Source organism: Methylobacterium sp. C33D, from assembly GCF_053345825.1.
Genome location: NZ_JBKFAV010000022.1, coordinates 93,073 through 115,146, shown reverse-complemented (window position 1 = coordinate 115,146; position 22,074 = coordinate 93,073). Strand labels below are relative to the sequence as shown.

At 67.9% G+C, this 22,074-nt stretch carries 21 protein-coding genes and 1 tRNA gene; 12 read left to right on the top strand and 10 right to left on the bottom strand.

The genetic code is table 11. The features are described from left to right. From ACLBXO_RS18775 to chpT, 5 genes are all read right to left on the bottom strand, one after another. A partial coding sequence (locus ACLBXO_RS18775) for a response regulator (RefSeq protein ID WP_447686282.1) occupies positions 1–553 on the bottom strand: 553 nt, incomplete at its 3' end. A gap of 58 nt (positions 554–611) precedes the next feature. Beyond that, positions 612–1,004 carry a response regulator gene (locus ACLBXO_RS18770; protein WP_043352407.1) on the bottom strand — a complete coding sequence of 131 codons (393 nt, stop codon included), beginning with the start codon at positions 1,002–1,004 and terminating at the stop codon, positions 612–614. Positions 1,005–1,015: 11 nt separating this feature from the next. After that, on the bottom strand, positions 1,016–1,534 hold the full coding sequence (locus tag ACLBXO_RS18765; RefSeq protein ID WP_331313667.1) for a chemotaxis protein CheW: 519 nt from the start codon (positions 1,532–1,534) through the stop codon (positions 1,016–1,018). Between the two features lie 98 nt (positions 1,535–1,632). Continuing rightward, positions 1,633–4,404, bottom strand: coding sequence for a hybrid sensor histidine kinase/response regulator (locus ACLBXO_RS18760; RefSeq protein WP_447686281.1), 2,772 nt, complete (start codon positions 4,402–4,404; stop codon positions 1,633–1,635). 104 nt (positions 4,405–4,508) lie between these two features. Next, entirely contained in the window at positions 4,509–5,219 is a 711-nt protein-coding gene (chpT, locus tag ACLBXO_RS18755; RefSeq protein ID WP_331313668.1) for a histidine phosphotransferase ChpT, read from the bottom strand. Positions 5,220–5,627: 408 nt separating this feature from the next. Between chpT and ACLBXO_RS18750 the strand changes: the two genes are divergently transcribed. Together ACLBXO_RS18750 and ACLBXO_RS18745 are read left to right on the top strand one after the other, a co-directional pair. Continuing rightward, positions 5,628–8,633 carry a bifunctional [glutamine synthetase] adenylyltransferase/[glutamine synthetase]-adenylyl-L-tyrosine phosphorylase gene (locus ACLBXO_RS18750; RefSeq protein ID WP_447686280.1) on the top strand — a complete coding sequence of 1,002 codons (3,006 nt, stop codon included), beginning with the start codon at positions 5,628–5,630 and terminating at the stop codon, positions 8,631–8,633. Between the two features lie 71 nt (positions 8,634–8,704). Beyond that, positions 8,705–9,577, top strand: a complete 873-nt coding sequence (locus ACLBXO_RS18745) for a 3'(2'),5'-bisphosphate nucleotidase CysQ family protein (RefSeq protein ID WP_447686279.1) — start codon at positions 8,705–8,707, stop codon at positions 9,575–9,577. Here the strand turns inward: ACLBXO_RS18745 and ACLBXO_RS18740 are convergent. Beyond that, entirely contained in the window at positions 9,558–10,178 is a 621-nt protein-coding gene (locus ACLBXO_RS18740) for a YHS domain-containing (seleno)protein (protein ID WP_447686278.1), read from the bottom strand. The two genes, ACLBXO_RS18745 and ACLBXO_RS18740, sit on opposite strands and share 20 nt — an antisense overlap. 124 nt (positions 10,179–10,302) lie before the next feature. Between ACLBXO_RS18740 and ACLBXO_RS18735 the strand changes: the two genes are divergently transcribed. The 8 genes from ACLBXO_RS18735 (at position 10,303) to ACLBXO_RS18700 (ending at position 17,001) form a co-directional block, all read left to right on the top strand. Then, positions 10,303–10,935 (top strand): DUF1134 domain-containing protein, encoded by a 633-nt coding sequence (locus ACLBXO_RS18735; protein ID WP_447686277.1) that lies wholly within the window; start codon positions 10,303–10,305, stop codon positions 10,933–10,935. A 122-nt stretch (positions 10,936–11,057) separates the two neighbouring features. Then, a complete protein-coding gene (locus ACLBXO_RS18730; RefSeq protein WP_447686276.1) occupies positions 11,058–11,786 on the top strand; it encodes a hypothetical protein in 729 nt (242 codons plus the stop codon). A gap of 144 nt (positions 11,787–11,930) precedes the next feature. Continuing rightward, complete coding sequence (locus tag ACLBXO_RS18725; RefSeq protein WP_020094369.1) at positions 11,931–12,233, top strand: hypothetical protein; 303 nt, start codon at positions 11,931–11,933, stop codon at positions 12,231–12,233. Positions 12,234–12,433: 200 nt separating this feature from the next. Continuing rightward, entirely contained in the window at positions 12,434–12,778 is a 345-nt protein-coding gene (locus tag ACLBXO_RS18720; RefSeq protein ID WP_447686275.1) for a hypothetical protein, read from the top strand. A 157-nt stretch (positions 12,779–12,935) separates the two neighbouring features. Next, positions 12,936–14,204 carry a diaminopimelate decarboxylase gene (gene lysA / locus ACLBXO_RS18715; protein WP_447686274.1) on the top strand — a complete coding sequence of 423 codons (1,269 nt, stop codon included), beginning with the start codon at positions 12,936–12,938 and terminating at the stop codon, positions 14,202–14,204. A 29-nt stretch (positions 14,205–14,233) separates the two neighbouring features. Further along, on the top strand, positions 14,234–15,055 hold the full coding sequence (locus tag ACLBXO_RS18710; protein WP_447686287.1) for a glycosyltransferase family 2 protein: 822 nt from the start codon (positions 14,234–14,236) through the stop codon (positions 15,053–15,055). Positions 15,056–15,067: 12 nt separating this feature from the next. Further along, positions 15,068–15,159: transfer RNA gene (locus tag ACLBXO_RS18705), tRNA-Ser, on the top strand. Between the two features lie 87 nt (positions 15,160–15,246). Continuing rightward, complete coding sequence (locus ACLBXO_RS18700; RefSeq protein ID WP_447686273.1) at positions 15,247–17,001, top strand: tyrosine-type recombinase/integrase; 1,755 nt, start codon at positions 15,247–15,249, stop codon at positions 16,999–17,001. Here ACLBXO_RS18700 and ACLBXO_RS18695 read toward each other — a convergent pair. Continuing rightward, the gene (locus ACLBXO_RS18695; protein WP_447686272.1) at positions 16,948–17,883 is read right to left on the bottom strand and encodes an SIR2 family protein; all 936 of its coding nucleotides are present in this window, start codon (positions 17,881–17,883) and stop codon (positions 16,948–16,950) included. The two genes, ACLBXO_RS18700 and ACLBXO_RS18695, sit on opposite strands and share 54 nt — an antisense overlap. Before the next feature lie 12 nt (positions 17,884–17,895). Then, complete coding sequence (locus tag ACLBXO_RS18690) at positions 17,896–18,993, bottom strand: ParA family protein (RefSeq protein WP_447686271.1); 1,098 nt, start codon at positions 18,991–18,993, stop codon at positions 17,896–17,898. Positions 18,994–19,266: 273 nt separating this feature from the next. Between ACLBXO_RS18690 and ACLBXO_RS18685 the strand changes: the two genes are divergently transcribed. Together ACLBXO_RS18685 and ACLBXO_RS18680 are read left to right on the top strand one after the other, a co-directional pair. Next, entirely contained in the window at positions 19,267–19,833 is a 567-nt protein-coding gene (locus ACLBXO_RS18685; RefSeq protein ID WP_447686270.1) for a recombinase family protein, read from the top strand. A gap of 8 nt (positions 19,834–19,841) precedes the next feature. Beyond that, positions 19,842–20,033, top strand: a complete 192-nt coding sequence (locus ACLBXO_RS18680) for a hypothetical protein (RefSeq protein WP_447686269.1) — start codon at positions 19,842–19,844, stop codon at positions 20,031–20,033. Here the strand turns inward: ACLBXO_RS18680 and ACLBXO_RS18675 are convergent, their stop codons facing one another. Together ACLBXO_RS18675 and ACLBXO_RS18670 are read right to left on the bottom strand one after the other, a co-directional pair. Then, positions 20,034–20,834, bottom strand: coding sequence for a hypothetical protein (locus ACLBXO_RS18675; protein ID WP_447686268.1), 801 nt, complete (start codon positions 20,832–20,834; stop codon positions 20,034–20,036). It lies immediately after the preceding gene. 411 nt (positions 20,835–21,245) lie between these two features. Next, complete coding sequence (locus ACLBXO_RS18670; protein WP_447686267.1) at positions 21,246–21,578, bottom strand: hypothetical protein; 333 nt, start codon at positions 21,576–21,578, stop codon at positions 21,246–21,248. Between the last annotated feature and the right edge of the window lie 496 nt (positions 21,579–22,074).

Sequence of the window (22,074 nt, the reverse complement as noted above, 5' to 3'; positions counted from 1 at the left end):
CGGCCGGCGCGGCCGCCGGCGCGGGGGCGGCGTGATGCCCCGGGGCGTGGCCCGCGGGCGCGGTGACCGGGCGCCGGTTCCGCGCGCGGGCGGAGCCGAACACGCGGACCCGCTCGATCAGCTCGACCCGGAACGTGTCCGAGGTGGTGACGCCGCGGCTGCTCTCCGGCTTGGCGATGTAGTCCACCGCGCCGAGGGCGAGGCACTTCAGCGAGATGTCGGCGTTGCGCGTCGTCAGCGTCGACATCATCACGACCTGCACGCTCGGGCTCATGGCGAGCATGCGCGGCAGCGCGGTCGTGCCGTCGAGTTCCGGCATCTCGATGTCGAGCAGGACCACGTCCGGGTCGTGCTTGGCCATCAGCTCGAGGGCGATCCGGCCGTTCGAGGCCGTGCCGACGAGCTCGAACCCGGCCTCGCCGATCCAGCGGGCCACGAGGCCGCGCACCACGGCCGAGTCGTCGGCCACCAGGACACGGATCGCCGTGGCCGATGAGGTCGTGCTCTGGGTTGGCGGCGTGCGCAGCGGGGCGACCGCGGGACTCAGGGCCATGATGATTGCCTCGGGTGCAGGGTCGCGGGGCTCGGGCCGCGGGTCAGGGAGCAGGCGATCAGGCCGCGTCGGCGACGAGTCCGACCTGTTCGAGCTTGGCCGTCAGGATGTCGCGGTCGAAGGGCTTCATGATGTACTCGTCGGCCCCCGCCCGGAGGGCGCGGGCGATCGCCCCGACGTCGTTCTCGGTGGTGCAGAACAGGACCTTCGGCACACCCCCGCCCTCGCTCTGGCGCAGGGCCTGGAGGAACGCGTAGCCGTCCATATTCGGCATGTTCCAGTCGAGCAGGATCGCGTCCGGCATGCTGGCCGCGCAGGCTTCGAGGGCGGCACTGCCGTCCTCGGCCTCGCTGACGTTCATGCCGAGATCCTCGATGATCCGCCGGGCGACCTTCCGGATCACCGCGGAATCGTCCACCACCAGGCAGGTGGTCTCGTGGGGCGCCTTCATCGACCTCTCCCTCAAGCCGCCTTGGCGCCGGCGGGCGTGAAGCCGAGGAGCGCGTCCACGTCGAGGATCACCAGGAGCCGCCCGTCGAGGCGGTGGACGCAGGTGGCGAGGTCGCGGAAGCGCGGATCCAGGTTGATCGGCACGGCCTCGCGGCTGTCGGCGCCGAGCTTCAGCACCTCGCCGACGCCGTCGACCACCAGCGCGAAGGTCTCGCCGGCCTGCTCCAGGCCGATCGCCATCTTCGGGCTCGCCTTGCTGCCGTCCGCCTCGGCCTCCGCGTCGGGCAGGCCCAGGCGGCGGCGCAGGCTCATGGCCGTCACGACCCGGCCGCGCAGGTTCAGGAGGCCGACGATCTCGGCCGGCGCCAGGGGCACCGGGGTCACGCCCGACGGGACGAAGACGTCGTGGACCCGCTCGATCGCCAGGCCGAACAGCGTCTCGCCGACGAAGACCGTGACGAAGTCGTCGGTGGCGCCGGTCTCGACGCCGTTGGTGGTGGCGCCGCTGGTGTTGGCGTTGGCAGCCTGCATCGGAACTCTCCGGATTCGTTCGTCGCGATGGTCGCGATCGGCTTTGGGCGATCGGCCTGGGCCGATCGGCTCGGGTCGATCGCCCTGGGGCGGGCGGCTCAGGCGGCTTTCGACACCGTGGCGGCGCCGATCTCGGCCAGCGCCGAGATCAGGCCGCTGCGGTCGAACTTCGCCACGAGGTCGCTGATCGCCAGCGCCCGCGCCTTCTCCACCGCGTCGGCGCCGACCGCGCCGGTGAGGCCGATCACCGGGAGCCCGGCGAGGCGCGGCTCGGCCCGCCGCATGGCGGCGACGAGGTCGAAGCCGCTGCGGCCCGGCATCTCCAGGTCGGTGACCACCACCTCGATCTGCGGATCGGACTGGAGGGTCGACAGCGCCGCCTCGGCGCTCGCCGCCGTGACCACCTGGTAGCCCGCGGCCTTGAGCACCGGGCTCAGCATGTCGCGGAAGAAGGCCGAGTCGTCGACCAGCAGGATCGTGGAGATCTGCTCGGGCCGCTTCAGGCCGCGCGCCCAGTCGTCGTAGGCCAGCGGCAGGAAGTGGGCGATGTTGATGATGTCGGTCGCCCGGCCCCGAAGCACCGCCGAGCCGATCAGGTCCGACCGGTCCGCCGCGATCTCGATGTCCAGGCGCTCCTCGACGATGTCGACGATCTCGTCGACCACGAGGCCCATGGCGCGCTCGCCGTCGGAGAACACCACCAGGGCCTGCGTCCCCTCCGACTTGATGGTGATCGCCGCGTCGGCCGGGACCAGGGGCATCAGGCGCCCGCGGTACTGGATCAGCGCGCGGCCGCCGAGCCACTCGACCTTGGCGCACTCGATCTCCTCGAGGCGGGTGACCAGCGACAGCGGCACCGCCTTGAAGCTGCCCTGGCCGCCCTTGAACACCAGGAGCGTGGTCTTGGTGTCGGCCATCTCGACCGCCTCGTCGGCGTCGGCGTCGATGTGGCCGCCGCTGCCCTGGACGCCCTGCGCCACCTGGCGGGCCACGCCGTTGGGATCGACGATCAGCACCACGGCGCCGTCGCCGAGGATCGTGTTGCCGGCAAACATCGGGATGTGCCGCAGCTTCACCGACATCGGCTTCACGACGATCTCCTCCGTGTGGAAGACCTCGTCGACGAGGATGCCGAAGCGCTCGCGCCCGACCTGGGCGACCACCACGAACCCGGCCTGGTCCGTCTCCGCGCCCGGGCTCGACTGTCCGAGCAGGCCGGTGAGCGAGACGATCGGCAGCAGCCGCTCGCGCAGGCGCAGCACCGGCGCGCCGTTGATGTGCTCGACCCGCTGCGCCCCGGCGTCGACCCGAACCAGCTCCAGAACCGCCACCTGCGGCAGGGCGAAGCGGTGCTCGCCGGCCCGCACGATCAGGGCGGCGACGATGGCGAGCGTCAGCGGGATCTTGATGGTGAAGGTGGTGCCGCGCCCCGCCGTCGTGGCGATGTCGATCAGGCCGCCGATGGTCTCGATGTTGGTCTTGACCACGTCCATGCCGACGCCGCGGCCCGAGACCGAGGTCACCGCCGCCGCCGTCGAGAAGCCGGCGTGGAAGATGAACTTGGCGACCTGGGCGTCGGTCATCCGCTCGACATCGGCCTGGGAGGCCAGGCCGCGCTCCACCGCCTTCTTGCGGATGGCCGCGAGGTTCAGGCCCTTGCCGTCGTCGGCGATCTCGATCGTGATGGTGCCGCCCTCGTGGTAGGCGGCGAGCCGGATCGTGCCGCGGGCGGGCTTGCCCGCCGCCACGCGCTCGGCGGTCGATTCGAGGCCGTGATCCGCCGAGTTGCGGACCATGTGGGTCAGCGGGTCCTTGATGACCTCGAGGACCTGCCGGTCGAGCTCGGTCTCGTTGCCGACCATGACCAGGTCGATCTGCTTGCCGAGTTCGGCCGAGAGGTCGCGCACCACGCGCGGCAGCTTCTGCCACGCGTTGCCGATCGGCTGCATGCGCGTCTTCATGACGCCTTCCTGCAGCTCGGCCGTGACGTGCGACAGACGCTGCAGCGGGACCTTGTAGCTCGAATCCTCGTGCCGGCGGGCGATCTCGAGGAGCTGGTTGCGGGTCAGCACCAGCTCCGAGACCATGGTCATCAGGTGCTCGAGCGTGTCGACGTTCACCCGGATCGTCTGGTTCTTGGCGGCGGCGGTCGCCTCGCCCTCGACGGCCTCGGCCTTCTCGGCGCGCGCCGGCTCGGGCTTCTCGGCCTTCTCGGCCTCGACAGGCTCGGCCCGGGCCGGCTCGGGCTTCTTCTCGACCTTGGGCGCCGCGCTGACGGCGGGGGCCGGAGCGGGCGCGACGGCGGCCGCCGGGGCGGGCGCGGGCACCGCGGGGGCCGGCGGCGGCAGGAAATCCGACTCGTCCGGGCCGGGGGCGGCCAGGAAGGCGGCCTCCAGGTCGTCCAGCGAGACCTCGCCGGGCTTCAGCTCGCGGACCACCGGATCGGGCAGGACCGGCTCGGGCGGGGGCGGCGGGGCGGCGGCCTCCGGCTCGTGCGCGCCCTCGGCCATGCGCTCCAGGGCGGAGATGAGGTCGTCATCCGAGCCCGCAGGCTCCGTGCCGGTGGCCTCCAGGTCGGCCAGGATCGCCTTCAGCCGGTCCAGCGTCAGCAGGATCAGGGTGACGGAATCGGACGTGGCGGGCAGCCCGTCGCGGAATCGCCCCATCAAGGTCTCGGCGGCGTGCGCCAGGGCTTCGAGCCGCGGGAGACCGAGGAACCCGCAGGTTCCCTTGATCGTGTGCACGAGTCGGAAAATGTTCCGCAGAATAGTCTCGTTGTTCGGATCCTGCTCGAATCGAACCAATTCTGCATCGACCGTGTCGAGATGCTCCCCGCTCTCGGTCAAAAACTCGCGAAGCAGGTCGTCCATAGGCGCTACTCGTTACGCGGAGAAGGTCTCGCGCAACCTACTTACTCGCGCGGGGTTAGGGAAGCGTTTCCATCCCGGCCCCGCGCGGCACCTTTTTCAGAGTTTCACGCCAGCGCCGTGTCCGAAGCTTCTCCATCGGAGTCTTCGGGCGCGTCGATCACTGCGGGCGTGGCGGTGATAGTCACTTCATCGCCCTCGATGGCGAAGCGCACATCCATGGCGGCGGCCCGCGCCACGAGGCCGGCGTAGAACGGCAGGATGCCGTGGGCGTCGACGGTGCCGCTCTCGGGCCGACCGGCCATCAGCTCCTCGACGTGGGGCGGGATGCGGGCGTGCGAGCCCTTGGCCTTGAGCACCAGCGTGGGCGCCTCGCCGTCGCCGGAGACGACGACGTCGATCAGGCCGCCGCGGGGAATCGCAGAGGTGGCGACCATCACGAGATTGAGGAGGAGCTTGACCTTGTTCTTCGGGAACAGGGCCTGCGGCGCGCTCCAGGTCAGCTTGGTCTTGTCGTCGGAGAACATGCCCTTGGCCACGCTCTCGGCGTCGGCGAGGTCGATCGAGGCTCCGGCCGAGCCGGCGGCCCCGAAGGCAATGCGGGCGAATTTCAGCCGCGCAGAGGCCTGGCGGGCGCTCTTCCCGATCAGCTCCAGGGCGAAGGTCCGCATCGATTCGTCCTGGTCGTCCTCCAGGACCTCGAGCCCGTTCACGATCGCGCCGACGGGGCTGATCACGTCGTGGCAGACGCGGGAGCAGAGCAGGGCGGCGAGGTCGAGGCCGTCGAGAGTCAGGGTGGGCGAGGTCGGGGAGGACATGGTGCGCTCCGGGCGGGCGGATCTGAGGTGCGGACGTCTGCGGGCCGGGGCCCCGATTGAGGCTGCCGGTTCCCGGCCGCCCGGTTCTCGGCCGCCCAGTCCTCGGCCGCCCCTGCGGCGATCGAGTCGCCCGAAAGGGTCCCGCGCGGCCTGCGGGCCGGACCGGGGGCGACGACCGGTCCGCACGGATAGACGCCACGGTCGGCTTTGAAAAGCGTTACCGCATCGGACGGGAGGCCGGGCCGGGCGCCGATTCCGGGCCCGCGCGCGCCGCCGCGGCCCTGTCCCGAAGCCGTGGTGGCCGCGTCGCGAACGCGCGGCCCGCGCTCGGAGCCATGCGCGCGGAGCCGGACACGGGCAGCCCGGTCGGCTACGATGCCGGCCCCGTCGCGCCAGGGAGGATGCGGCATGAGAGACGAGACCGGTCTCCAGAACGGATCGGCCGCGACGCTGCGCGCGAACCTGCGCCCCCGGCTCGGGCTCGCCGACCCGGACGCCGCGCGGGCCCGGCTCGCCGAGCTGGCGCCGGCGCTGCCGCCCGGCTTCCTGACCCCGCCCTGCCGGGACCTGCTCCTCGGGCTGGCGGACCATTCCCCCTTCCTCTGGCGGGCGGCCACCCGGTCGCCCGAGCGGCTCGTCGCCCTGATGGAGCAGCCGCCGGACGCGATGAGCCGGGACATCGTCGCGCGGCAGCGCGGGGTCGGCGCCGCCTGCGGGGCGAATCCCGACCTCGCCGAGGTCGGCCGGCGGCTGCGCGCCAACCGGGAAGCCCACGCCCTCCTGGTCGCCCTGGCCGATCTCGGGGGCTGCTGGGACCTCGAGGCGGTGACCCGCGCCCTGTCGGCCTTCGCCGACGCCTCGGTGAGCGCGGCCGTCGAGGCGCTCCTCCGGCAGAGGATCGCGGCCGGACGATACCGGCCCAGGGATCCGGAGGCGCCGCAGGACGGGTCGGGCCTGATCGTCCTGGGCCTGGGCAAGCTCGGCGGCTGCGAGCTGAACTACTCCAGCGACATCGACCTCGTCGTCTTCTACGAGGCCGAGCCCACCGCCGCGGCGACCGGCGGCGACCCGAAGCCGTTCCTCGTCAAGCTGGCGCAGGGGCTGGTGAAGCTCCTGGCCGACCGGACCGCCGACGGCTACGTCCACCGCATCGACTACCGGCTGCGGCCGGACCCCGGCTCGACCGCGGTGGCGCTCTCCACCGCCTTCGCCTTCGACTACTACCAGACGCTCGGCCAGAACTGGGAGCGCGCGGCCTTCATCAAGGCCCGGCCGATCGCCGGCGACATCCCGGCCGGCGCGGCCTTCCTGGCGGAACTCGCGCCGTTCATCTGGCGCCGGCACTTCGACTTCCCGGCCATCGCCGAGATCCACGCCCTGAAGCGGCAGATCCACATGGTCCGCGGCCACGAGACCGTCGCGGTCGGCGGCCACGACATCAAGATCGGCCGCGGCGGCATCCGGGAGATCGAGTTCTTCGTCCAGACCCAGCAGCTCGTCTTCGGCGGCCGCAAGCCCGCCCTGCGGGGCCGGCAGACCGTCCCGATGCTCGGCGAGCTCGTCGCGGAGGGCTGGATCGACGGGCGGGCCCGGGACGAGCTCTCGGCGGCCTACGCGTTCCTGCGCACCCTCGAGCACCGGATCCAGATGATCCGGGACGAGCAGACCCAGCGCCTGCCCACCGGGACCGAGGCGCTGACCGCGCTCGCCCTGTTCGCGGGCTTCCCCGACCTGCCGGCCTTCGAGGCGGCCCTGCTCCACCATGCCGGGCGGGTCCAGGCGCACTACGCCCTGCTGTTCGAGGCGGAGCCGGAGGCCGGCGCGGACGGGGCCGCCCTGGTCTTCGGCGAGAGCGAGCCGGATCCCGAGACCCTGGCGCGGCTCGGCGCCTTCGGGTTCCGGGACCCGCCCCTGGCCTGGGAGACCGTGCAGGGCTGGCATCTCGGGCGCCGCCCGGCCCTGCGGACAGGCCGGGCCCGGGAGATCCTCGCCGAGTTGCTCCCGGCGCTGCTGCGGGCGCTCGGGGGGACCGCCGATCCCGACGCGGCGCTCCTCGCCCTCGACCGGGCCTTCGCGCGCATGCCCGCGGTGGCCGAACTCCTCGCCATCCTGCGCTCGCACGAGCGCCTGCGCCTCCTGTTCGCCGACATCCTGGGGACGGCGCCGCGCCTCGCCGACACGGTCGGCCTGAGCCCGCACGTCCTCGACACCGTGCTCGACGCCGACTTCGTGACGCCGACCACGGATCCCGGAGAGGTTCGCGCGCAGTACCGGGCGCTCCTGGGCCAGCCGGCGAGCCACGAGGAGAGCCTCGACCGCTGCCGGGACGCCACGCGGCAGATGGCCTTCGTCACCGGGGCCCGCCTCCTGTCGGGCATCCTCACCCCGCGCCAGGCCGGGGAGGCCTACGCGGCGATCGCCGAGGCCACGGTGGCGCTGAGCCTGGAGGCGGAGGAGCGCCGGTTCGCCCTCGACCACGGCGCGGTCCCGGCGGGGCGCTGCTGCATCCTGGCGCTCGGCCGTCTCGGGTCCCGCCAGCTCAGCGCCGAATCCGACCTCGACCTCGTGTTCCTGTACGATTTCGACCCGGAGAACCGCACCAGCGACGGCCGCCGCCCCCTCGACGCCGTGGTGGCCTACAACCGCTTGGCGCAGCGCGTGTTCGCGGCGCTCACCACGGCCACGCGGCGCGGCCGGCTCTACGCGGTCGACCTGCGGCTGCGGCCCTACGGCAGCCACAGCCCGCCCGCGGTGCAGCTCAGCGGCTTCGCGGCCTATCACGGCGGCGAGGCGGAGCTCTGGGAGCACATGGCCCTCGCCCGCGCCCGGGTCGTGGCCGGCGACGCCACGCTGGCGGCCGACGTCACGGCCGCGATCGCCGGGATCCTCCGGCAGCCGCGCGAGACCGCCGCCGTCTGCGCCGAGGCGGGCGCGATGCGGGCCCTGGTCGCGCGGGAGCGGGGCCATGCCGGCCCCTACGACCTGAAGCTCGCCCCCGGCGCGCTGTTCGACCTCGACTTCCTGGCTCAGGCCATCGTGCTGAGCCGGGCCCGCGACTGGCCCGGCTGCATCGGCCTCGGCGCGGAGGCGCTGTTCCGGGAGGCGGCCGCGCGCGGCCTCCTGCCCGCGGCGGCGGGCGAGGCCCTCGCCGAGACCTACGGCTTCCTCGACGCCGTCTACCAGTGGCAGCGGCTCGTGATGACCGATCCCGCCGCCGAGCCGTCCGAGACCGCGTCCCGGCAGATCGCCAAGGCGGTGGGTCTCCCGGACGCGCGCGGCCTCGCGGCGGAGCTGCGCCGCCACCGCCGCCGGAGCCAGGCCCTGCTGGCGCGGATCCGGCGGACGGTGCGGATGCCGGTGCGGATACCGGTGCGGACGCCGGACGCCGCGCGGGAGCCGCCGGAGCGCCGATGAGGCGCGCCCCGGCCGGTGGCCGTCGACATTCACCCCCCGCTCGGGCATTCAGAGCGGTGTCGGGAGGCATCATGACGGGCGCGGCGACGATCTCGGGACCGGAGCGTGAGCGGATCGCCGCGGCGCTCGCGGAGATCGCCTGCGCGGCGGGGGAGATCCTGCGCCGCTACCACCGGGGCCCCTGCCCCCACGCCCTGAAGCCGGACGGCTCGCCCTCCAGCGCCGCCGACGTCGAGGCCGAGGACCTGATCGTCGACGCCCTCACCGGGCGCTTCCCGGGGATCGCGGTCGTGGCCGAGGAGCGGGCCCAGGGCGACACCGCGCGCCCCGCCGACCTCTTCTTCCTCGTCGATCCCCTGGACGGCACCCGCGATTTCCTCGCCGGGACGCCGGACTACTCCGTCAACATCGCGCTGGTGTCGGGTGCCCGCCCGGTGGCGGCCGCGCTGGCGGCCCCCGGCCTCGGTCGGGTCTGGTGGGCGGGCCCCGCGACCCTGGAGGGCCCCGTGGTCGCGGGCCGGCCGGGGGCCGGGCGGCCGGTCCGCGCGCGGCCGGCGCCGGAGGCGGGCCTCGTCGCCCTGGGCAGCCGGCGGCACGGCGATCCCGAGACCGCCACCTGCCTGGCGGCGCTGCCGGTCGCGGAGACGCGCCAGGTCGGGTCCGCCCTCAAGTTCGGGCTGATCGCCGCCGGCGAGGCCGACATCTACGTCCGCTGCGGCCCGACCATGGAATGGGACACGGCCGCCGGCGACCACATCGTCGCGGCGGCGGGGGGCTGCGTGGTGGTGCCGGGCGGCGGCCCGATCCGCTACGGCCAGCACGGGCCCGATCACCGCAACGGGCCCTTCGCCGCCGTCGGGGACCCGGCCCTGGCCCCGCGGCTCGTCCTCCCGGCCCGCGCGAGCGGCCGGCCGGCGGCGCCGGTCAGCGCGGCGCATCCGTAGGCGGCAGGTCGGGCGAGGCGTCGGGCGAGGCGTCGGGCGAGGCGTCGGGCGGGACATCCTGCAGGCGGCTCACGGCCGGCCAGGCCGCCTCCGCCTGCCGGGCCAGGCCGGGCTCCGCCAGGAACCGGGCGCGGCGCCCGGCATCCCGGAACAGGTAGAGCCGCTCGCCGATCACCGCGAAGACCAGGGGATCGGCGTCCACCAGCCGGCCCTCCAGGATCCCGGCGGCGTCGTAGCCCCCGAGGCGCGGGGCGTAGGCGGGCGGATCGTCCCGGAAGGCCGCGCGGTTGGCGCCGCTGGAGAAGCGCCAGACCTGCCCGCCCCAGGACAGCTCGAACCGCGCCAGACCGGCCTGCGGCCCGCCCTCCAGGAAGTAGCTGACCGGGTCGAAGCCGTTGAGCGTCAGCAGCTCGATCCGCGTCCGGGCCGGCAGGCCCTCCTCCGCCGCGGCCCGGCCGGGGGCGGCTCCCGGCAGGGCCGCCAGGGCGACGGACAGCGCGGCGGCCAGCGCCAGCGTGCGCGCCGCCCGCGGGGCGGCCGCGCCCGACCGTCCGGCCGCGCGGAGCGCCCGGGCTGCGGGGTCAGGACGCGTTAACCACATCTTGCGGATTCCCTCAGAAGCTGGTCCGACTCATCCGCCCGGCGCGGCCTCTGCCGGCCCGGCGGGACAGAGCGGCACAGGTCCATCGCACGAACCGTTAATCGAACCGGGCGAGGAGGCAACGATGACGGCACGAGACGATCGCGGCACCGACCGCCGCACCCTCCTGCGCGCGGGCCTCGGCCTGGCGCTGGGCGCCCCTCTGGGCGCTTCCCTCACCGGCCTCGGCACGGCGGGAGCGGCCCGCGCGGCCGGCGAGGATCTCGACACGCCCGAGACCTTCCGCCCCGGCGAGATCGTGGAATCCGGCCACCGCTTCTTCGGCACGGTGTCGCGCGGCCTCGCGCTCACCGTCGAGGAGGCGGGCCGGCGCTGGGGCGAGCCCAACGGCTACATCCTCGGCCAGGAGGGCGGCGGCGCCGTGGTGGCGGGCGTCCGCTACGGCGAGGGCACCCTCTACACCCGCAACGCCGGCAAGCGGCGGATCTACTGGCAGGGCCCGTCCGTCGGCTTCGATGTCGGCGGCGACGGCGCCCGCACCATGATGCTGGTCTACAACCTGCCCAACGTGCGCGACCTGTACCGCCGCTTCGCCGGCGTCGACGGCTCCGCCTACCTGGTGGGCGGCTTCGGGATGACCGCGGTGGTCAACGACCGGGTCATCGTGGTGCCGATCCGCAGCGGCGTCGGCGCCCGCCTCGGGATCAATGTCGGTTATCTGAAGTTCACCCGTGAGCCCACTTGGAACCCGTTCTGATCCGCCACGGGGTCGGACCGCGTTCTGATTGATCGGCGCCGCGAGATTTCACCCTCGCGGCCAACCTGGGCTAGAGTGGAACAGGGTCGGGTTTTCCGACCGGATGCGCGGACTGCACCCTCGTGATCGAAACGGTGATGATCTTCGCGCTGGGCTTCCTGGCGGCGAGCCTGTGCGGCCTGCTGCTGCTGCCGGCCCTCAACGCGCGCGCCGCGCGCCTGGAGCGGCGCCGGGCCGAGGCGCGCCTGCCCCTGTCGCCGGCCGAGATCGCCGCGGAGCGCGACTTCCTGCGCGCGCAGTTCGCCGTGCAGCAGCGCCGCCTGGAGCGCCGGGTCGAGACCGTCGAGGCGCGGCGGCAGGCCGACATGGCGGCGATCGGCGCCGGGACGATGCGGGTCGCCGCCCTGGCGCGCGACGTCGCGGCCCGCGACGCCGAGATCGCCCAGGCCCGGGCCAAGACCCGGGAGTTGGAGACCGAGCTGGCGCTCGTCCGCGAGGACGGGAGCGCGAGCCTCGCCACGCTCCAGGCTCTGGAGGACGCCCATGCCGACCTGCTCGACAGCCTCCTGGCGCTCCGGCAGGGCGCGGCCCCGGCACCGGACGCCGCCGCGCTGGCGGCCGAGCGCGACGACCTGCGCGCGAGCCTGAAGGCCGCCGAGGAAGCCCTGGCCCTGACCCTGGCGGACCGTCAGGACGACCGGGCGGGGCACCCGCCGCCGGAGCGGCAGGCCGGAATCGAGCGCGAGAACGCCGATCTCCGGCGGCGAATCGTCGAGGTCGCCGACGCGCTCACGGCCCCGGGCCGGATGCCCCGGGCCGCCGCGGCGTTGCCGCAGCCCGAGCGGGTCTGAGCGGATCCGCCCCTGAAACGGGGGTTTGGCTACCGGAACGAGACCGAAAACCTGCGATGACTGCCTTGTTTCGACCACGCAAAGGCATCATCGCAACGCCGACGCGTCCCGCAATCACAACTTCGACAGATGGTACGGATACCCATGCGCCTGAAGCCGATCGTCCTCGCCGTCGCGGCGGCCGTTGCCCTGACGCTGCCGGCAGCGGCGCAGCAGACGAAGCGCGGCAATGAGACCCTGAAGAAGTACTGCACCGGCGACTACCTGACCTACTGCGGCAACCTGGCCCCCGACGATCCGGCCACCGATGCCTGCTTCCAGAAGAACTGGAAGAAGCTCAGCGAGAACTGCCGCCGGGCGATCGACGCCTACGAGGCCGAGCAGCAGCAGAACGCCCCCGCCAAGAACCGGCAGGGCTCGCAGGGCGGCAAGGAGCGGCGGGGCTGAGGCCTCCCGACCGACGTGCCCTGAGCCGGCGACCCCGGAACGGGTGCTCGGCCGCGTGCCGGGGCCACCTCCAGAGTGGGCGCATGCGCCGGGGCGTCACCTGTGGCGGGCGGGCGCTCGCGCCGGGGCGCGGCAACGGCTAAGGTAGCGCTCCCGCCGGCCCTCGCGTGCCGGTACCGAGCCCGCCGGACCCTCGCGCGATGTTGTCGAAACCCGCCCTGAAACTCCTCGCCGTATCCGGCCTCGTGGCCCTGACGGCCTCCGCCTGCGGGCGGCGGGGCGCGCTGGAACCGCCGCAGACGGCGGCGCCCGCGGCCGCGCAGGCGGGCCCGGACGCGTCGACCGGACGGCGGACGCTGCCGGTCTCGGTCGGCCTGGGTGGCGGCGCGCCGGAGCCGGACCCGGCCTCGGTGCGCGCCGGCGACGAGCTCTCCGCGGCGGCGGTCCCGCCGGGCGGCACCGAGGCACCGGTGGAGACCAGCCGCGGCGCGCGGCGCGGCTACCGGGTGCCGAAGGAGCCTTTCATTCTGGACCCGCTGCTGTAGAGGGCGGAGGCCGGCACGCCGTCGCGGTGCCGCGCGCCCGGTGCCCCGGTCGGGAACGGTCATCGGCGCGCGCCCGCAGCGGCCCGCGGCGGGGTGTTTCACGGGAAACAGCCCGCGTTCCGGCACGGACGACACACGGCGACGAGACACGGCCGAGATGCACCATTTCCACTATCGCGACGGCCGCCTGCACGCCGAGGAGGTCGACCTGACCGGCCTCGCCGCGGAGGTCGGCACACCGTTCTACTGCTACAGTACCGCCACGCTGGAGCGGCACTACCGCGTCTTCGCGGAGGCGTTCGCGGGCGACGACGCGCTGGTCTGCTTCGCCATGAAGGCGAACTCGAACCAGGCCGTCCTGCGGACCCTCGCGGCCCGGGGCGCGGGGATGGACATCGTCTCGGGCGGCGAGTTGCGGCGGGCGCTGGCCGCCGGCGTGGATCCCGCCAAGATCGTGTTCTCGGGCGTGGGCAAGACCCGCGCCGAGATGGCGGCCGCGCTCGAAGCCGGCATCTTCTGCTTCAACGTCGAGAGCGAGCCGGAGCTCGCGGTCCTGTCCGAGGTGGCCGTGGGTCTCGGCCTCCGGGCGCCGGTCTCGGTCCGGGTGAACCCCGACGTGGATGCCGGCACGCACGCCAAGATCTCGACCGGCAAGTACGAGAACAAGTTCGGCATCCCGATCACCCGGGCGCCGGCGGTCTACGCCGCCGCTTCCGCCCTGCCGGGCATCGCGGTGCACGGCGTCGACATGCATATCGGCAGCCAGATCACCGATCTGGCGCCCTTCGCCGACGCGGCCCGGCTGCTCGCCGGCCTCGCGCGGGAGCTGCTGGCGGCCGGGCACCCCCTGCACCACATCGACTTCGGCGGCGGCCTCGGGATTCCCTACCGCGACGACAACGCGCCGCCGCCGGACCCCGCCGCGCTGGCCGCGACCCTGCGGCCGCATTTCGCCCCCCTCGGCCTGCGCCCGGTCTTCGAGATCGGCCGGATGATCGTCGGCAATGCCGGGATCCTGCTGACGCGGGTGCTCTACGTGAAGCACAGCGCGGGGCGGACCTTCGTGATCGTCGACGCGGCGATGAACGACCTGATCCGCCCGACCCTGTACGAGGCCTATCACGGCCTGCGGCCGGTCATCGAGCCGGGGCCCGAGACCCCGCGCCGCGTCGCCGACGTGGTCGGCCCGGTCTGCGAGAGCGGCGACTATCTCGCCCTCAACCGCGAGATGCCGGAGGTGAAGCCCGGCGACCTGATCGCCGTGATGAGCGCCGGCGCCTACGGGGCCGTGCAGTCCTGCACCTACAACACCCGGCCCCTGGTACCGGAGGTTCTGGTGCGGGGCGACCGGGCGGCCGTGGTGCGCCCACGCGTCGACGTCGACGCGCTGATCGCCCTCGACCGGGTGCCGGACTGGCTCGCGTGAGGCGCGCTGCGGCGGGTGCCGCCGCCCCGATGCGGGGACCCGACGGGCCGCTGCCGCTGTCGGTCTTCATCATCGCCCACAACGAGGCGGACCGGATCGGCGCGACGATCCGGGCGGTGCGCGGCCTGACCGACGATCTGGTGGTGGTCGATTCGGGTTCCACGGACGGGACACAGGCGCTGGCCGAGTCGCTGGGGGCGCGGGTGCTGCACCATCCCTGGCCGGGCTACGGCCCGCAGAAGCGCTTCGCCGAGGAGCAGTGCCGGCACGTCTGGCTCCTGAACGTCGACGCCGACGAGGTGGTGCCGCCGGATCTGGTCCGGGAAATCCGGGGCCTGTGGGCCGCGGGCGAGCCGCGCCGGCCGGCGTGGCGGATCGGCATCGCCGAGATCTTCCCCGGCGAGGGCCGGCCGCACCCGCTCGCCTACACGCTGACGCCGGTCCGGCTCTATCGGAAGGACTGCGGCCGCTACGCCGCCTCGCCGGTCCACGACCGGGTGGCGCTGGAGCCGGGGGTGAATCCGGGGCGGCTCCGGGGCGTGATCCACCATTTCTCGGTGCGCTCGCTCGGCGACCAGCTCGACAAGCTGAACCGCTACTCCGACCAGCAGGCGGACGACCTGGACTCGCGAGGCGTGGTGATCCCGACGTGGCGGGTGTTCGTCGAGCTGCCGGGCAATTTCCTGAAGGCCTATCTCGGCCGCCGCCACTTCGTGCGGGGCACCTACGGCTTCCTGACGGCGATGAACTACGCGATCTCGCGGCATCTGCGCGTCGCCAAGCACGTCGAGCGCCGCCGCGTGGCCGCCGCCCGCCACGATCGGGTTGACCCGCCGGATCCGACCTTCTAGAGCCAGAGCGCCGGAGACGTGGCCGAGCGGCTGAAGGCACTCGTTTGCTAAATGAGCATACCCAGAAATGGGTATCGAGGGTTCGAATCCCTCCGTCTCCGCCATTACGCCTTAAGGCGTTGGCAATCCGAAAGCCTTATGCATTCAAGGGGTTGAGCACAGCATCCTCCCCTACATAGGGCGCTACATTGATGCGGCAGTTCCCGCACCTCAAGCGGAACCACCGGTCCGGCAACTGGGTCTATTTCCGGCGTTTCCCTCTCGCTCTTCAGCCGGCACTGGGCAAAATTTTTTTTGAACGGTCGCTTCGAACTGCCGACCGCACCAGAATTCCGGGGGCATGGGCCGTAGCCCATCAGGAATTTGAGGCCGCTGTCGAACTGGCAACCCGAGGAATGGCGGGCAGCGACCCTCAAAGACAACCGGATCCAGAAGCCGCGAAATGGTTCAACCGAGCCCCCCGCCTGCCGAAATGGGATGGGGATGTCCAAGCCACCTTCGCACCGCTCGACCTTCGTGTCGAAGAGATAAAGAGCGCAATCACCGTATGGGGTAAGCGCCAGCGCTATGAGCGTGCCCAGCGCATCCTCAACGACCCGACATACCGTGAAGCCGAGGACGATTTCGCCTACGAGTGCCGCCTCGTAGGCGCTTGTGGTTTACAGCGGGAGCCATGGGCGCTGTTCTGCCCCCCACTGCTCGCGCTGACCCACGAGGTCCTCGCCGAAGCAGCAATCCCTGTTCCGCCGCTACATGCATCGATGTACTCCATCCAACGGATGGTCGAGGATGAACTGCGAGCGGTGCTGGAAGCGGAGGGGCAGTGGCGTCTGTACAACTTTGCGGACATGCCGTCCTCGCCACCCTTAGATCACAGATCCGCGCCGTTAGCGCCGAACGGCCAGCCCTACATCATGATCCATGCCCTTATTGACCAGTATGTGGCAATAACTCGCAAATCAGTAAAGACGGTGTCTAAACTGCGCATGGTCGCTCGACACATAGAAAGCTTACACGACGGTCCTGTTCCGCTTAATCAATTGTCCAAATCACTCCTCATCAAGCTTCAGACTGACGCATTAAAACTACCGGCGCGGCCTTCACATTCTGAGAAGAGGATGTCATTCGTTCAGCAAGTAGAAATGGCATCACAAGACAAGTCCGGTCGTAATCGACTAACTCCACAGGCTATAAGATCGTGGTTTAATCTTCTTAGTGCAGCACTTTCCTGGGCCGTAAAGGCAGACTTGCTCGACAAAAATCCCACATTGGGGATCAAGCCAGTCGTCAGGCCGGCAGAAGAGCGCAGCCGCAATCCATTTTCCAGCAAAGACCTAGAATTGATATTCGATCCCGCCCGTTATCCAAGCAATGACGAGCCGTCTCGATACTGGATACCAATCATTGCACTTCTGACCGGCGCTCGTCTGAATGAGATCGGTCAACTACATTGCGCAGATGTGAGTTTCGACGACGGAATATGGATTAACATCACTGATTTGAGCAAATTTGATGGGGCACAAAAACGACTGAAAAACTTAAATTCGCGGAGGATCGTGCCGGGACATCCTCTGCTTGAACGCCTCGGCTTCCCTGCTTATTTGCGCTCGCAAAAATCCATCTTCCTTTTCCCAGACCTTCCACACGGCGGGCATTACGAGCCGACGAAAGCATTCTCACAGTGGTTTGGTCGTTACTTATCTAGGGCAGGTATCGACGATCCCACGAAGGTATTCCATTCATTTAGACATACCTTCAAAGATGAGTGCAGGCGTGCTGGCATCGAGGAAGAGGTGCATGATGCACTAACTGGCCACGCGGGAGGCACCCGTGTCGGCCGAAGCTATGGCGCAGGGGTCCCAGCCGATGCTCTTCGCGCAGCGATAAATCGCCTAGAGTTCCGCGATCTGACCCTGATCCTCTACCGCCACATCCGCGTTTGCTGATGCCGTCCCATCAGCGAGCATCGAGGCGAATATGGCCCTTCGTTGCACACGAGAAAGTTCAGAAAGTTTCAAAATGAGGTCCGGTAATTGCGCGTGATTGTTAGCGGGGTCGTATGTTATCGCAACAAGCTTCCTAAGCTTACGATTTATTTCCATGATATTGGTCGGCAAGCCCTCTGCGGTGAAGATGTAGTGCGGTCGAGCGTTCTCATATCTCAATGCGTACATTTCCATCAATGAACATACGGCGGGATCATCCATTGAGAACCCGATAAACAAAAACGTATAATTCAGCAGAAGCGTCTCAATGAAGGAGGAATAGGATGCGCTGCCAAAAGCAAGGCGGATGTACTCAGATCGAGAAAAAATCAAAGTATCGGCATTATCAACAGTGCCATGAATTTTAACTAGATACTTGTTGCTGTGGTCCTTTAGGAGCTTGAATATCTTTGGGCTTATCGAAGGCAGAATAACGGGCAAATGCGTCGATGTACCGAGTTTATTTTCCCAACAAGCTTCAATGATCTTGTCAAAATTCGTGGTCAGTATGATGCGCTGATCCAGAGCAACTATGGCTTTGTGCAGAGCAGAAGGCTCTGCCATTTGGCCGAATTCTCTTGTGACGTGTCCCTCCCAGGCTTCGCTCAGCGCAGCCTGAAGGAGTTCACAGGCCAACAGATAATCTTTTTTATCAAGAAGTCCCGAGATTTGGGTTCGGAGTTCGCCATCTACCTGTAGGCACATGTCGCGGAGGAACCCCTCCCAACCCTTGATACGAGCGCCCGAACGAGTTGTTGCGCTTGACGACACTCCTGCGCCGAGGAACAGCACGACACGTTGGCGCGCAACATCATCTATCAGGTCTGCATTAAACACGGACATGCCGGTAGCGACCTAAGACGCAACTAAATTTTCGAGATATCTGACTGCAATGCCACGATAGATAGTGCGTGCCTGCTTTCGTAGTTGAGTGTAACTCCCCGTGCCTCTTACCGATATCATCGGCAGATGCTGACTTTGAGATCGCGGTGCGAGGCTGCCCAAATGGCGTATATCGCCAAGGTGAGGCTGAACTGCTTCCGAGTTGTAAAAGTTCGACAAATGTCGCCGTATCTCGTCCGGAAAGTTGTCGCTAATCTCTTTGTACGCCTGCACAATTCGTTTGCGCGCTCGTTCACCGCCTTCCTCTAAATCTTGGTCGTCAGTGCCGCTCCGTTCCTTATGCTGTTGAGTGACATAGCCGAGAAAGCGGAGCTTTTTGTTGTGCTCAGATGTCGGAAGTTCCTCGGGCTCTTCTGCGAGACTTATGCCCGTGCGCAATTCGCGCTGCCAAACGCCAACGGTACTTCCGATGTTTTTGATGGCCCAGATCGAAAAGATATCGATGGCCATCGGCACAACAAAGAAGTCCATCGCAAGCAGAATCGAGCGATTTATTGCGCCGAGCGATGGACCCATATCAAAAAAGACAAAGTCGTAACTCATGTCTTTGGCTTTTGAGACGACATCAGCGAACACAAATGTAGTTCTGATGCCGCGCATCCCGCCAGCTTTGGCATCACGCCAATCTTGAGCGAGCAGATCTTCCTGTAGCGCGAGGCGCGGATCGCCAACGATGATATCGAACCCGAACCCCTCGGACTTTCTAATGGGTAGTCGATCCCCGTATCCTTTGCCGAGCGACAGGGGCCTAATCACACTGAACACACTGGAAGGATCCGCCTGCGAATATATTTCTAAAGATTCTTCTTCGCCCAAGACGTATTGGGTAAGATTACACTGCGGGTCGCAATCGACCACGAGGACTTTTGCGTTGAAATTCAGAGATAATTCAGAAGCAAGGTTAGCGACAAGCGTTGTTTTCCCGACCCCACCTTTGTTATTGAAAAAGCAGGTCGCCTTTACTCCCAGCGTTTTAGCCCGATTGAATACATCGACTTGAGCCTGCTCAAGAGCGATGCCCGCCTTCAGCTTTCGCTTGCTTGTGCTCAAATTAGCAATCCATCCGAGAAGGACGCATCCGCTTGCATCGTCGCTTGAGGCGCGGCGAACCGTCCAAACGCTACTGACCGCAGCCTATCACGAAATGGTCGAGCTTGAGGAGAGTGCTTGTGGCCGAGCAAGGCTTGGTTACGATCCCGCACCATAACATTGGGGTACGCCCTGCGGTGACGCTCCGATGTGACGGTGGAAAACGTCACATCGGGGTTGTTCGCGGATCGATGTTACAGCACCTTGAGATGGTCTAATACCCCAAGGTGACACATGGCCCGGATCGGTTACGCACGCTGCTCTGCTCAGGACCAAAGCCTCGATGTGCAGATCGCGCGTCTCCACGCAGAGGGGTGCCAGCCGATCCGCTCGGAGAAGGTGTCTGGTGCCAGTCGTGACGGCCGAAATGAATTAGCGGCCATCCTCGACTTCATCCGAGAAGGGGATGAGTTGGTTTGCCTTCGCGCGGACCGGCTTGGGCGCGACACCCGTGATGTGCTCAACATCGTCCATGAACTTGATCAACGGGGCGCGTACCTGACCGTCCTCGACCCACACATTACGACCCGAGGGGAGAGCGGTCGCATAGTTTTGACGGTGCTCGGCATGGTGGCCGAAATGGAGCGCCGCTTCATCAAGGAGCGGCAACGGGAAGGTATCGTCCAGGCGAGGGCGAAGGGGGTCTACAAGGGCGGCACGCGTCGTGTGGACCGGGAGCAGGTGCTGGCAATGCGCCAGGAGGGCGTTGGGCCTGCGGGAATTGCCAAGGCGCTCGGGTGCTCGCGGATGCAGGTGTACCGCATTCTCGGTGCCCAGGAGGCCGCTCAAACAGCCGCATAAATACGTCTATGCGTTACCGTGAAATCATTGCCGCCGAAGCGGCCACCGAAGCCGGGCTTATCAAGCCGAAAAAGCCGCTCACGCCCGCCCAGGCTCGCCTTAAGTCTGAGCGCAGGGCGGGTATCGAGAAGCGTATCCGCGATCAACAGGCCAACTCGGCGCAGAAGGTTGCCGACCTCCGCGACGAGTTGGAAGACTGATTACGCCGCGCGAGCATCACCCGCGAGCATGTCCTCGATCCGGTCAGGCTTAGTCGCAAGCAGATCGTGCTTATCGAGGGCGGTCAGAAAGTTCTTGGCCTCCCGTGCCAATTTCTCCTTGGACCACTTCTCAAAAGGGTTGGAAGGAGCGGTTTTCGCGCCCTCGACGGCCGGCTTCTTGACGCGCTGCATAGCTTTATAGATGAGGATGTACTTCTCCATCCCGCTCTTGTTGGCCTTGTTGCCCGAATTATCGAGAACGACTTCCTCCTCCTTCTTGAAGGCGGTGAGCACGTCCTCGGACGCCACCTGCTTGGCAACGAGCGCAGCGAGCACATAGCCGCGCTTCGACACGATGGGACGGGCGGTGCCCTCAAGGGAACAGACCTTGGCGAGGCGCTGCCAGGGGTTCTTCACCCCTCCATGAGCCTTGCCAGTCTCATCGTCCAAGAAGCCCATGAGAGCTTCCTCATCGATGGGACCATCCTCGGTCAGCTTGAAGCATTCGGCAAAACGGAGCATTTCGCGGATGGCCTCGCGACCCACCGCCTCCGCCTTCTTGTCGTGCTTCTTCAGAAGCTTATCGTAGCTCTGACCCGCCTCCTGCGCCTTCTTGAAGGCGTCAGACTTCGTTACCGCGGTAACGATTTCGGGCTTACCCGGAGCCCCCGAGTTAGGGGTGGGATCGACCAGCTTCGCAAAAAGCGAAGAGGTCTCAGGAGCTTTACCGATCTTAGACAGCCAACCCCACTTGGGCTTGGCCTTAGAAGCCTTCTCGGCTTCGGAGGGGATAGCGACCATTCAAATTCTCCGATTTGGAACAACATCGAGAGAAAACGCTCTCTCGATGTGTTTCCCTACGGATGGACTGAATGTTCGCCATTCATAGTACCCCTAGTTCTGCACAAATCGATAATGCATCAGCTTTCCCATCAAAGCAAACCCATCTCTTCCTCTTAGTTAAGGGATGGTATTATCCTTTGTAAATTGATCGGATTTCTCGAAGGCGTAGCGAGGCTTGGCCTCGCTCCACCTGCTGGGAGTGATCTGCTGGCTCGACAAGCTCGCCGCCTCTCACTCCCAGCTTCAACTCCGTACCTGGGCTCAGGCAAAGCTTTAGAATTATGGCTTCCCACCGGGAGGCCATTTGAAGCAGACAAGCACCGTGCAGGGAGGGTCCGCGCTGGTTCAGCCCCGGCCTCCCTAGCTCGGCTATGAACGAGCGGGACGGCTCGCGATAAAAAGGGCAGCGTCGCCTTCGAGCGATGCGCCCCATTGATCCTTGGCGGCGTACTCGCTCCATCCGTCATCGCGGATCAGCGTCACGCGGATCGAAGTGAACCGGCTTTTCGCCAACCATACGTCGGTGACGATCTCGGTGAACTCATCGACCCGTGCATCAGGCATGGTCCACACGAGGTGCACATGGATGTTGGAGCTTGGGTTCTCGATGTAGCCTACGAAGCTGGATCGCTTCTCGCATGGCAGTTCGTTGAACCGGGTTCCGAACAGCTTGCGGTCCATCTTCCTGTGCAGCCAGTCCATGTCCCGATGGACCTGTACCAAGGGGACATGACGCACGGTGGGAAGACGGTTGGCAACGGGCACGCCCGGCAGACCGGACGTAGGAGCCCGCAGGCACTCGCCATCCTGTGTGAACCGATATGTCGGTGATGCGGTGCTTCCTGGGCGCTCCGGGTTGTAGCTCAACGTAACGGCGACGTTGGCACGACGAGCAGCGAAGAAGCTTCCCCATGCGGCCGCGCAGGCGGCTCTCTGAGGGGTCATACCGGCAAACTCCGGAGCCAGTCGTTGATAGCCATAGAAACGGCGGCTGGATTTCCATGCCCGGCCTCGTCCCACTCCTTCTCGATGAAGACGTGGGTGGCCGTAGGCCGGAGCAACTGCCCATCGCGCCAGACAGCCCTGAACCGGAAAGAGAAGCCCTGTTCAGGGTGCTCTACGAGGTGACTGAAAGTTACGGCGTCGCTCGGGACATTGGTTCGGTTCGAAACGCGCCTTGTCGAGATGGAGCCGCCCT